Raw genomic sequence first — 11,101 nt, 5'->3', positions numbered from 1 at the left:
CAGACCAACGACCAACCTGGCCACCAGTCACGCCAAACGCCGTTGCAGTACTAGGTGCTCGTCACTCAGCTGCCGGTGGCCCAGCCTTCGGTGAGCCGGACGATCGCGCGGCTTGAGGCCGAGCTCGGGGTGCCGCTCTTCGACCGGCGGGGCCGCGGGATCCGGCTCAACGAGCACGGCGCGGCCTTTCTGCGCCGCGTCGACCGGGCGCACGGCCAACTGGAGAACGAGCGGCTGGAATTGAAGGAGGCGGCGCGGCGCGTGGAGGGCGGCAGCGTGACGGTGGCCGCCGAGACGCTGCTGACGTTGACCGGGCTGCTGTCCGCGTTCCGCGCCGCGCATCCCCTGGTGGACGTACGGCTGCGGCAGACGCCGGCGGAGTCCATGGGCCCGCCAACTCCGCGCGCGGGAGGTGGACATGTGCCTGGCATCGCAGCCGCTCGACGGTCCGGGGCTCACCTCGGTGGAGGTGCTGCGCGAGGAGGTGCTGCTCGCGGTGCCGGAGGGGCACCGGTTCGCCGGGCGGGAGTGGGTCGAGGTGGCCGACCTCGACGGGGAGCCGTTCGTCTCGCCGGGGCCGGGGAACTGGCAACGCGCCCTGGCCGAGCGGATGTTCGCGCGGGCCGGGGCGCGGCCCAGGGTGGTCTGCGAGGGGAACGAGCCGGGCGCGGTTCCGGCAGTTTCAAGTCCAGGGTCTTCTCTACGGCGTGCTGCCGATCAGGCACCTTCGCCGAGGACGGTGCGGATCAGTGTCCGCTGGTCGTCGGAGAGGGTGGGGTCCTGGAGGTCGAGCACGTCGTCGTCGACGGTGATCCGGTAGTGGTAGCCGTCGGCCACGGGGGAGACGGCCCGTCGTGCGAGTTCCTCCAGCTCTGCCGCGTTCGCGCGGTCCGAGGTGTCGAGTGCGCGGAGCTTCTCGAAGCCGGCGAAGCCTCCGGAGCGGGTGACCGTGATCAGCATGGCTGTTCCTCCCTGTGCGTGGTGGTGTCGCGCGGCTGCCCGTTGCAGCCACTGCCGCAGGTGCCCCGAATACCGGCCCGCTGTCACGAAGCGGGGCTCTGGCGGTACGAACGTCCGGAAAGCGCCGCTGCACGGCCGACCCGCGTCGGCTGTCGGGGGCGACGGGAGGTGAGGGGAGCGCTCGGCGCCCGGCGCGTCCACCAGACGGGCGACGCCCGCATGCCCGGCGAAGCCACCGCCATGGCCGGCCCACGGGCAACCGCCTGCCGGAGCCGCGAGGGACCCGCGGCTCCGGCACTGCCCGTGGCGGGGCAAGCAGGAGTGCTACGAGGGCCGGACCGCCTCATGGCCCTCGGCGTCGACCGCCTCGGCGGGGCACGCCGCCGTCGAGTGCGGCAGCCTTCCCTCCAGCAGGTAGCGCTCGATGTACTGGTTCACACAGTCGGATCGGCCGAATCCGGTGTGCCCCTCGCCCTTGTAGTCGAGGACGACGGCGTTGCCGAGCACGCGGGCGGTCTGCTCCGTCCACGGGTACGGGGTGGCAGGGTCGCCGCGGACGCCGACGAGGAGCATCGGCGGGGCGTCGACGTGGCGGATGTCGGCCGTGGGGTCGACGGGCGCGGGCCAGCTGTGACAGAAGGCGATCTCGGTGAGCTGAGCCGGTCCGAAGATCCGGGAGACGTCGAGGAACTCGGGCCGCAGCCTGTCGAGTTGCTGCTGGAACGCCTTCGGGTCACCGCCGACGCCCCGGTCGGGGTAGTCGGCGCAGCTCACGGCCGCCCAGGCGGCGGCCTCGTTGTCGCTCTCGGGCTCGGCGGACTCGAGCAGCCCCGAGGGGCCCCGGTCGCGTACCAGAGACCCCAGCCCACGGGCCAGATCGGGCCATTGCCGCGGTGCGTACAGGTTGTTCACGAGCGCGAGCGCCAGATCCCGCCCGCTGAACTTCGCACCGCCCTTCACGTCGAGCGGCTTCTCGTCGAGCTGCGCGATGAGCGCCTCGGTCCGCTCGTTCGCCTCCGTCCGGTTCGTACCGGAGGACACACAGCCCGGCAGGTCGGTGCACCAGTCCAGGAAGGCGTCGTACGCGCGTTGGCGTCCCCGCGCGGTGTCCAACGCCTGGTCGGCCAGGGAATCGGAGAGGGTGTCCACCCCGTCGAGCACCATCCGCCCGGTGCGTTGCGGGAACTGCGCGGCGTACGTGGCACCGATCCGCGTGCCGTAGGACCAGCCGAGGTAGTTCAGCTTCCTCTCCCCGAGGGCCTGGCGCAGCACGTCCAGGTCCCGGGCGACGTTGACCGTGCCGACGTACGGCAGGACGGGTCCCGAATGCGCCTGGCAGGCGCGCTGCGCCGCCTCCGTGGCGCGCAGCAGGCCCGCCCCGTCGGCGGCGTCGGAATTCTGCAGTGGAAGCGCGCCGCCGCAGCTGATCGGTGCGCTCTGCCCGATCCCCCGGGGGTCGAAGCCCACGAGGTCGTAGGACTCGGCGAGGTCCCGGTAGCGCTCGGTGCGGTGGAGGTCTTGGAGTCTCTCGGCGAGCGTGCTCACGCCGGCACTTCCCGGTCCTCCGTAGTTGAAGACCAGTGCGCCCAGGCGCGGGTGACCGGTGGCCGGGAACCGCGTCAGCGCGAGATCGACCGTGCCCTTGGCGGGGTCGGTGTAGTCCAGCGGGACCGTGAGGTGCCCGCACCGCATGGACGCGTCGTAGGACGCCGGGCACGGGCCCCAGTCGATCCGCTGCTGGTAGAAACGGGAGAGCCTGTGGTCGTCCGGACTGGGCGGCGGCGTGTTGGCCCCGCCGAGAGCGGTGCTGGCGACGAGTGCTGCGGCGCACAGCGACAGCGCGGGGTGCATGGCACCTCCAGGAGGCGGGGGGCTGCCACCCCCCTTCTCCGATCCGCGGTGCTCAGCCCGGAACGATCACTGGCAGTTCCAGCGTAGCCCCGTGCCGCTCCGGCGCCACCCGGCGCCACCCGGCGCCCGAGCGGCGGCGCCCACAGGCTCCCAGCTCCCGGCCCCGCCGTGCCTCAGCCGACCTGGACCGTGACCGTGCGGCCCGGGGCCACGGACGGGGTGACGTAGGTGTACGTCACCCCGTCCACCACCTTGGTACGGGCCGGCTGGGCCACCCCGTCGACCTTGAGCGTGGTGTATGTGCCGGGGAAGCGGGCCTCCCAGGCGTAGGCGGAGCTGCCCGAGCCGTGGGTGAGCGAGGACTTCGCCGCCCCGTCGTGGCGCAGGGAGAACACCGAGTCGCCGACCCGAAGGTCGTCGATCCGTAGCCAGTCCATGCCCGACGGCAGCCGGGACTGGGTGCTCAGGGCGTGCGCGGGCGCGTTGGGAGCGACTCCCATCAGGCCTTCGACGGTCTGGCCGAGCATGGTGAAGGAGACCTCGGGGTAGTCCCCGTTGGTGCCCTGCTTGGTGTTGACGTGCTGGACGTCCTTCAGGTCGTAGACGTGCTTCATCCACTTCCAGGCGGTGTCGTTGCGGTTGTTGCGGAAGAAGGTGTCCGGCAGGTACGTCAGGGCCTCGATGTTGGTGGGCCGGTCAGCGCCCGAGGCCTGCGCGTCGATGTAGTCCAGGTAGGCGTCCCGGCGGGCGCCGGGGTCGACGATCTGCTTCATCGGCATGAACCAGCTGTTCTCCTTGCCCCAGCCGGTCAGGGCGCGCCCGTCCGTGGTGTAGCCGCGGACCATGTCCGCGCCCGAACCGGTGCCGCTCCAGGTCGAGTTGAAGTACGCCTTCAGGTCCCGTGCCTTGGCCTCGTAGCGGTCGGCGAGCGCGCAGTCCCCCTTGGCGCGGGCGAGGGAGGCCATCGCCAGGTACGCCTGGTACTGGGAGCCGATCGCGTCGCCGGCCTCGGCGAGCGGCTCGCCGCTCTGCTCGTTGTAGCTGGCGGTGCCCTGGAAGATGCCTCGGCCGGTGCCCTCGGCGACCTTGACCGCGCCGTTGTTCTTGAGCCCGTCGTGCAGGGTGACGAACTCGTCGGTGGCGTGGCGGTAGAAGTCCCACATCGTCGGGTCCTCGAGGTAGGAGCGGTCCCCGCTCCAGCGGTACGCCTCCTCGGACTTCTGCACCAGCTCGAAGGTGGCGGGCACCTCGCGGACGAAGCTGGAGGGGCTCTTGTAGTCGATCGAGAGGTAGGTCGACGCGTCGAAGTTGAGCGCCCACGCCGGGTAGTACTTGTGCGCGGCGGTGGCGGACGCGGCGAACGAGCGGAGCATGGTCTTGTTCTCCGCGTGCAGGCCGAGGACCTCGGCGCCGGCCAGTTGGTGGGCCATGTCGCGGGAGTAGTAGCCGCTGCGGTTGGCGTAGCCCGCCCAGTAGGAGGCGGCGTACGTGCCGGTGCCGCTGCCGCCGGTGTGGTTCTCGTCGACGTTGAGCGGGCCCTGGGTGCCGGGGAGTTGGACCCAGCTGTTGGCTTTCCGCTTGGACCAGTCGAACATCTCGACGATCTTCGGATCGGAGGAGCTGATCCGGGGGTCCGCGGGGGAGGCGGGGGAGAGCATCAGGTCGTCGGCGTTGACCCAGCCGTCCCCCGACTCGAAGGCGATCTCCAGCGTGTCGCCGGGTGCGAGGCCGATCCGGCTGAGCGTGTAGCGCCGGTAGTTGGAGGCGCTCGGCAGGGTCTGGGCCGCGGCGACGGTGCCGTTGACGCGGGCGACGTACCGGCCGTTCGGCCCGCCCGTCGCGATCCAGGCGGATATGTCGTACACCCCGCGCCCCGTGGCCGTCACGGTCTGGGACACCTTCATCCCCGGTCCGCCGTCGAGGTAGGCGAGCCGAGCCCCGCCGTGCGGGTAGTTCGTGGCGACCCCGGTACCGGCGGTGAATCGCCAGCCCGTGCCGCCCTGTTCGAAGCCGGGATTGGAGACGTTGAGCGAGGCGGGCACGGCCGTCGCGGCCGACGCCGCGGGCGCCGCGGGTGAGGCGGGCGCGGCCTCGGCGGCGCCGCCGAGGGCGAGTGGCGTGAGCGGGGCGAGCAGGGCGAGGGCGGACAGGAGCGACACACGGGAACGCGTCATCGGGTTCTCCCAGGTTGTGGTGGGGCGACCGGCCTGCGGTGGGCTGGGCGCGCGGCACGCTAGCAACCAGATCTGATGGATTGCAATGCTCATTACCAAACTCGTCTGCTGGATCAGACTGAAAGTTTTCATCGAAAGGTTGCAAGACGTGACTGGACGTTGTTACAGTCCCGGCCAGTCGGCTTCCGCAACAGTGCGAGCAGGGGTGGGTCAGGTATGGAACTGGAACGAAGAAGAGTGCTGCAGCTCGGTGGCGCGATCGCCGCGGGAGCCGGGCTCACCGGCCTGACCGCGTGCTCCGGCACGGGCGGCGGCACGGGCCAAGGCGGAACCACCGGCGACAAGGACAAGGGCAAGATCTCGGTCTGGTCCTGGCAGGGACCGGCCGTCCAGATGAAGGCCCTCGTCCCGGAGTTCAACAAGAAGTACCCGGAGATCGAGGTGACGGTCGAGGACATCGGCAACCCGGCGATCTGGGACAAGATCACCACCGGCCTGGCGGCCGGAGGCCAGGGCCTCGCCGACGTCCTGCACATCGGCATCGACTACCTGCCCGGCTACGTGGAGAAGTTCCCCGCGGGCCTCGCCGACCTCGGCCCGCTGGGTGCGAACGCCTACCGGGACGCCTTCGCCCAGGGTCTGTGGCAGACCGTGTCCCCCGACGGCAAGCGCGTCAACGCCCTTCCCTGGGAAGCGAACTCGGCGGGCTTCTACTACCGGGCCGACCTCTTCGAGAAGGCCGGCGTCGACGCCGGCGCCCTCCAGACCTGGGAGGAGACCATCGAGGCCGGCAAGGAGATCAAGCAGAAGACCGGCGCCCACCTGCTGGGCATCGACAAGCCCGCCTCACAGGCCGACGCCGCCAACTTCTTCCAGATGCTCCTGCAACTCCAGGGCACCTTCTACTTCAACTCCGCCGGGGACATCACGCTCGACTCCCCGGAGGCCGTGAAGGCCATGACCCTCATCAAGACGATGAACGACGCCGGCCTCGTCAGCGACCTCTCCGGCGGCTGGAACACCCTGATGAGCTCCCTGAAGCAGGGGACCAACGCCGTCGTGCCCATGCCCACCTGGTTCGGCGGCGTCGTCGAGGAGCAGGTCCCCGATCAGGCGGGAAAGTGGAAGGTCCGGCTTCCCCCGGCCGTGCGCCGCGGCGGCGCCACCGCGACCACGGTCAACTCCACACACCTCGCCGTCGCGGGCAGCAGCAAACACCAGGCTGCCGCATGGTCCTTCATAGAGTTCGTCCTCACCCGTCCGGCTTCCCAGGTGCAGATCTACCGGGGCAAGGGCATCGCCCCCGCCCTGATGAAGGCTTACGACGACGCGGTCTTCCATGAGTCCTCGGCCTTCTTCAGCGGCCAGAAGAAGGGCGAGGTCTTCCTGGAGGCCCTCAAGGCCCCCTCGCCCGCCTTCAACTACACCGCCGACTACGCCCGTGCCCTCAAGCTGGTCACCGACGCCCAGTCCAAGGTGCTGCTGACGGGCGCAGACCCGGCGAAGGTCCTCAAGGAGGCCGCCGATCAGCTCGGCCGGCAGACCGGACGCAAGGTCTCCCGATGACCGCGGCGCTCACCGACCGCGCCGCCGCGGCCGTCCCCCCCAAGGGGACGGCCGCGCGGTCGCGGCCCCGCCGACGCGTCGCCCCGTACCTCTTCGTGCTGCCCGCGCTCCTCCTCTTCGCCACCTTCAAGATCTACCCCATCGTCCGGTCGTTCGTGATCAGCCTCCACAAGTCCGTCGGAGGGACCGAGCAGTTCGTCGGAGCCGACAACTACACCAGGCTGCTGGGCGATTCGCTGTTCTGGACCGCCCTGAAGAACACCGCGGTGATCCTCGTCGTCCAGGTGCCGGTCATGCTGGCCCTGGCCACCGGGCTTGCCGTGGCCCTGAACTCCAGGCTGCTGCGCGGCCGCGCGGTCTTCCGGCTGGGCTTCTTCCTGCCGATGGTCACCGGCCTGGTCGCCTACGGGGTCATCTTCTCCGTCCTGCTCAACAAGGACTTCGGGCTGGTCAACTGGCTGATGGAGCTCGTCGGCCTGGACGCCGTGCCGTGGCTGACCGACCCCCTGTGGGCGAAGGTCTCCCTCGGTCTCGCACTGACCTGGCACTACACCGGCTACAACGCGGTGATCCTGCTCGCCCGCCTGCAGGCCGTGCCCGCCGAGCTGTACGACGCGGCGGCCGTGGACGGGGCCGGGGCCTGGACGTCCTTCCGGCACGTCACCCTGCCGGGCCTGCGCCCCGCACTGCTGCTCACCACGGTGCTCTCCACCATCGGCACCCTGCAGGTCTTCGACGAGCCGTACGTGCTCACCGGCGGCGGCCCGGACAACGCCACTCTGACCATCGGCGTGTACCTGTACCAGAACGCCTTCAAGTACTTCGACTTCGGATATGCCTCCGCCATCGCCTACGCCCTGGCCGTCCTCATCGGGATCCTCGGCGTGATCCAGTTCCGCCTCCTGGGGGAGAAGACGTGACCGCCCGCCACCGCGGCAGGAGCATCCTGCTGACCTCCGGACTCGCCATCGCCCTCGCCGCCGTCGTGCTGCCCTTCTACTGGGTCGTGGTCGCGGCCACCCACAGCTCCCATGAGATCTTCGACAATCCGCCGCCGTTGCTGCCCGGCGGCCACCTGGCGGCCAACCTGCAAACGCTCCAGGAGACGGCGCAGTTCGGTCGGGTGCTCCTCAACTCCCTGTTCATCGCGGTCGTCTACACGCTGTGCGCGGGAGCCGTCTGCACCCTGGCCGGATACGGCTTCGCCAAGTACCGCTTCCGAGGCCGCGAAGGCCTGTTCGGGCTGCTCATGCTCGGGCTCGTGATCCCCGCACAGGTCACCCTCGTACCGCTCTTCCAGATGATGGCCGAACTGCGGTGGCTGAACACCTACCAGGCCGTGATCATGCCCAACCTGGCCCTGCCCTTCGGCATCTTCCTGATGCGCCAGGCGATGGCCGCGCTCCCCGACGAACTCCTCGACGCGGGACGCATCGACGGCTGCGGTGAACTAAGGCTGTTCTGGAAGGTGGTGCTCCCACCCATGAGGCCCGCGCTGGCCGCCCTGACGATCTTCCTCTTCCTCTACCAGTGGAACGACTTCATCTGGCCGCTGATCGTCCTGCGCGACAGCGCCTCGTTCACCATCCCGGTGGCCCTGGCATCCCTCCAAGGCCTCGACGACACCGACTACGGCGCGATCCTCGCCGGAACCGCAGCCGCAGCCATCCCGATGGCCATCGTATTCCTGACGCTCCAGCGCCAGTTCGTGTCCGGCCTGCTCGCCGGCGCCGTGAAGGAGTGACCGTGCAGACCACCACCCCGGCGGACGACACCGAGGCCGTGACCACCGCGGGGCTGGCGCCCGCCTTCGACGAGCCGCTGCTCGACGGGGTCTCGCTCGCCGTCCTCGCCCACGTCCCCGGCGTCCACCCCGCCTGGTCCCTCGGGGAACTCACCGGCGGACTGCGCGTGCTGGAAGTACGGGCCGACGGCGCACCCGTCGAGATCCGCTTCTCCGTGCCGCTCGGCGACGCCGCCGGATACTGGCACCCCCAGGGCGCCTGGAAGCGTACCCTCCTCGCGGACTGGGAGGGCCGCTCCCGGGTCTCGCTGGTCGACGGACACGCCGCCGGCTGTCTCTACGACCACACCGGGGCCACCCTGCTGACCTTCGCCGCGGCCGACCCGGTACCCGAGGCGACCCTGCGCTTCGGCGTGTCCGAGGAGAACGACACGCACGTCGTCCACCTCCGCCTGCCCGCCTCACGGCAGCCCCACCGGATCCTGCTCGTCCCCCGGTCGCCGTCCGTGGCCGTGGCCACACGGGCGCTGCGCGCCTGGTTCGGCGCCGCGATCACCCCCATGCCGGTACCCGAGGGCGCCCGCACCCCCGTCTACTCCACCTGGTACGCCTTCAACCAGGACGTCAGCGCCGCCGCCGTCGAGACCCAGGCCGAACTGGCCGCCGGCCTCGGCTGCGGCGCCCTGATCCTGGACGACGGCTGGCAGGAACTGGGCCACGGGCGCGGATACGCGGGCTGCGGCGACTGGCGGCCCGACCCGGTCAAGTTCCCGGACTTCGCCGGGCACGTGGCCCGGGTCCGGTCCCACGGGCTGAGCTACCTGGCCTGGGTGGCGCCGCTGCTGCTCGGCCCCAAAGCCGCCTGCCACGACCAGTGGGCCCACTGCGCGCCCGCCGCCTCCACCGTGCCCGGCGCGCACGTGCTCGACCCGCGCCGCCCCGAGGTACGGGACCACGTGGTCGGGCTCTGCGTCCGGCTGGTCCGGGCGTACGGACTGGACGGACTCAAGCTCGACTTCCTCGACCAGGCCATGGTGTACGCGGACGACGGCGCGGGCGACGTCGGTCAGGCGATGGTGGACCTGCTGTCGCAACTGCGGGCGGCCCTGGAATCCGTACGCCCCGGCCTGCTGCTGGAGCTGCGCCAGCCCTACACGGGACCCGGCATGGCTCCGTTCGGCAACATGCTGCGCTCCTTCGACTGCCCGGCTGACGCCACCGCGAACCGGGTCCGCACCCTGGACACCGCGCTCCTCGCCGTGGGCGGCGCCGTCCATTCCGACATGCTCCTGTGGTCGCCCGACGCGCCCGTGGCCGCGGTGGCCCGGCAGTTGATCGGGGCCCTGCACGCGGTGCCGCAGATCTCCGTACGGCTGGACCGCGTACCGGCGGAGCACCGGGAGACGGTCGGCTTCTGGCTGCGGCAGTGGCGGCTGCTCCGTGAGCTGCTGCTGGACGGGGAGGTCGAGCCGGGCCGGCCCGACGAGCTGTACCCGCTGGTGCGGACGAGCGCCGGGGAGCACTGCCTGCTGAGCGTGCACGGCGACCGGGTCGTCCCGCTGGACTTCTCCGCGTACCGGCGCTTCCACCTGGTCAACGGCTCGGACCGGGACCGGCTCATGGTCGAGGTGCAGGGTGGCGGGGGCCGGATCCACGGCGTGGTCCACGGGCCCGACGGCCGTATCATGGACGGTCCGCCTACGTATCTGCCGGAGGGGCCGCACTCGCTGGCCGTGCCGCGCGGCGGTCTGGCATCGCTCATGATCACGGAAGGACCGCGATGAAGGTCGGGATCACCGAGGTCGCAGCTCTCGCCCAGGTCAGCGAGGCGACCGTCAGCCGGGTGATCAACCGACGCCAGGGCGTGTCGAAGAAGACCCGGGACGCGGTCGAACAGGCCATGGCGGAGCTCGGCTACGAACGGCAGACACAGGGCCAACTGGTGGCCGTGATCACCGAGTTCGTCTCCAACCCGTTCTTCGCCGATGTGGCCGAGCGCATCGAGTCGGCCCTTGCCCCGCACGGACTGAAGACGGTCCTGTGCCCCGCCTTCCCCGGCGGAGTGCAGGAGCGGGACTTCATTTCCGCGCTCGTCGACAAGGGTGTCGCGGCCGTCGTCTTCCTCTCCGCGTCCAACACGGTCGAGGGCGCCGACACCGAGACGTACGAACTGCTGCGCCAGCGACGGGTCCCGTATGTCGGGATCAACGGCGAGTTCGCGGACGGGGTGCCCACCCCGGTCTTCTCCACGGACGACGCGCTCGCCGCCGAGCTGGCCGTCGACCACCTCCACCGGCTGGGCCACCGGAGGATCGGGATGGCCTCGGGACCGGCCGGCAACCAGCCCGCCGACCGCCGGGTACGGGGCTTCCTGGAGGCCATGGCCAAGCGCGGCATCGAGGACCCCGAGCGCTGGGTGGTACGGCAGTCGTACACGGTGGAGGGCGGCCAGGCCGCCGTCGGCCCGCTCCTCGCCCTGGGCGCCACCGCGATCGTCGCGGCCAGCGACTACATGGCCCTCGGAGCGATCCGGGGCGTCCGCCGCCAGGGCCGCTCGGTGCCCGGTGACGTCTCGGTGGTGGGTTACGACGGTGCGGCCATCACCGAGTTCACGGATCCGCCGCTGACCACGGTGCGCCAGCCGGCCGACCGGCTGGCGCTGGAGGTCGGCCGCAGCGTGCTGGCGCTGGTCAGCAACCGCGACGTACCGACGGGGGAGCTGCTGTTCGACCCCGAACTGGTCATTCGGGCGACGACCGGGCCGGCTCCCGGGGGAGCAGTCGGCGCCGGAGCCTGATCAGGCTGC

General features: G+C 70.9%; 9 protein-coding genes and 1 pseudogene. 7 read left to right on the top strand and 3 right to left on the bottom strand.

From position 1 onward, the window contains the following. Window positions 1-54 precede the first annotated feature (54 nt). Window positions 55-126: pseudogene (locus ACFWBF_RS31515) on the top strand (hypothetical protein); the annotation flags it as partial. A gap of 292 nt (window positions 127-418) precedes the next feature. Then, window positions 419-820, top strand: coding sequence for a LysR substrate-binding domain-containing protein (locus ACFWBF_RS31510; protein ID WP_385607890.1), 402 nt, complete (start codon window positions 419-421; stop codon window positions 818-820). Here ACFWBF_RS31510 and ACFWBF_RS31505 read toward each other — a convergent pair. From ACFWBF_RS31505 to ACFWBF_RS31495, 3 genes are all read right to left on the bottom strand, one after another. Beyond that, a complete protein-coding gene (locus ACFWBF_RS31505; RefSeq protein ID WP_385607888.1) occupies window positions 718-960 on the bottom strand; it encodes a protealysin inhibitor emfourin in 243 nt (80 codons plus the stop codon). The two genes, ACFWBF_RS31510 and ACFWBF_RS31505, sit on opposite strands and share 103 nt — an antisense overlap. A gap of 324 nt (window positions 961-1,284) precedes the next feature. After that, entirely contained in the window at window positions 1,285-2,811 is a 1,527-nt protein-coding gene (locus ACFWBF_RS31500; RefSeq protein WP_385607886.1) for an alpha/beta hydrolase, read from the bottom strand. A 173-nt stretch (window positions 2,812-2,984) separates the two neighbouring features. After that, window positions 2,985-4,985, bottom strand: coding sequence for a hypothetical protein (locus ACFWBF_RS31495; protein WP_385607884.1), 2,001 nt, complete (start codon window positions 4,983-4,985; stop codon window positions 2,985-2,987). A gap of 216 nt (window positions 4,986-5,201) precedes the next feature. On the opposite strand from ACFWBF_RS31495, the gene ACFWBF_RS31490 reads away from it, so the two are divergent. From ACFWBF_RS31490 to ACFWBF_RS31470, 5 genes are read left to right on the top strand one after another with little or no spacing between them, the layout of a single operon-like run. Further along, the gene (locus ACFWBF_RS31490) at window positions 5,202-6,551 is read left to right on the top strand and encodes an ABC transporter substrate-binding protein (protein ID WP_385607882.1); all 1,350 of its coding nucleotides are present in this window, start codon (window positions 5,202-5,204) and stop codon (window positions 6,549-6,551) included. Beyond that, the gene (locus tag ACFWBF_RS31485; protein ID WP_385607880.1) at window positions 6,548-7,471 is read left to right on the top strand and encodes a carbohydrate ABC transporter permease; all 924 of its coding nucleotides are present in this window, start codon (window positions 6,548-6,550) and stop codon (window positions 7,469-7,471) included. The genes ACFWBF_RS31490 and ACFWBF_RS31485 overlap by 4 nt, the downstream gene beginning before the upstream one ends. Next, a complete protein-coding gene (locus tag ACFWBF_RS31480; RefSeq protein WP_385607878.1) occupies window positions 7,468-8,295 on the top strand; it encodes a carbohydrate ABC transporter permease in 828 nt (275 codons plus the stop codon). Before ACFWBF_RS31485 ends, ACFWBF_RS31480 begins: the two co-directional genes overlap by 4 nt. Window positions 8,296-8,297: 2 nt before the next feature. After that, on the top strand, window positions 8,298-10,079 hold the full coding sequence (locus ACFWBF_RS31475; protein ID WP_385607876.1) for a glycoside hydrolase family 36 protein: 1,782 nt from the start codon (window positions 8,298-8,300) through the stop codon (window positions 10,077-10,079). Then, entirely contained in the window at window positions 10,076-11,092 is a 1,017-nt protein-coding gene (locus tag ACFWBF_RS31470; protein ID WP_385607874.1) for a LacI family DNA-binding transcriptional regulator, read from the top strand. Before ACFWBF_RS31475 ends, ACFWBF_RS31470 begins: the two co-directional genes overlap by 4 nt. Window positions 11,093-11,101: the final 9 nt, after the last annotated feature.

Origin of the sequence: Streptomyces sp. NPDC060028 (assembly GCF_042736725.1) — a bacterium.
Lineage (GTDB): Bacteria > Actinomycetota > Actinomycetes > Streptomycetales > Streptomycetaceae > Streptomyces.
Note: the sequence above shows the minus strand (reverse complement) of the source record. Positions and strands in the feature narration are given on the sequence as shown.

What these genes read in the sequence shown, in the direction of transcription:
- ACFWBF_RS31510 (WP_385607890.1), top strand. Translation starts at nt 419, where the DNA reads ATGTGCCTGGCATCGCAGCCGCTCGACGGTCCGGGGCTCACCTCGGTG.
- ACFWBF_RS31470 (WP_385607874.1), top strand. Translation starts at nt 10,076, where the DNA reads ATGAAGGTCGGGATCACCGAGGTCGCAGCTCTCGCCCAGGTCAGCGAG.
- ACFWBF_RS31500 (WP_385607886.1), bottom strand. Translation starts at nt 2,811, where the DNA reads ATGCACCCCGCGCTGTCGCTGTGCGCCGCAGCACTCGTCGCCAGCACC.
- ACFWBF_RS31485 (WP_385607880.1), top strand. Translation starts at nt 6,548, where the DNA reads ATGACCGCGGCGCTCACCGACCGCGCCGCCGCGGCCGTCCCCCCCAAG.
- ACFWBF_RS31505 (WP_385607888.1), bottom strand. Translation starts at nt 960, where the DNA reads ATGCTGATCACGGTCACCCGCTCCGGAGGCTTCGCCGGCTTCGAGAAG.
- ACFWBF_RS31495 (WP_385607884.1), bottom strand. Translation starts at nt 4,985, where the DNA reads ATGACGCGTTCCCGTGTGTCGCTCCTGTCCGCCCTCGCCCTGCTCGCC.
- ACFWBF_RS31490 (WP_385607882.1), top strand. Translation starts at nt 5,202, where the DNA reads ATGGAACTGGAACGAAGAAGAGTGCTGCAGCTCGGTGGCGCGATCGCC.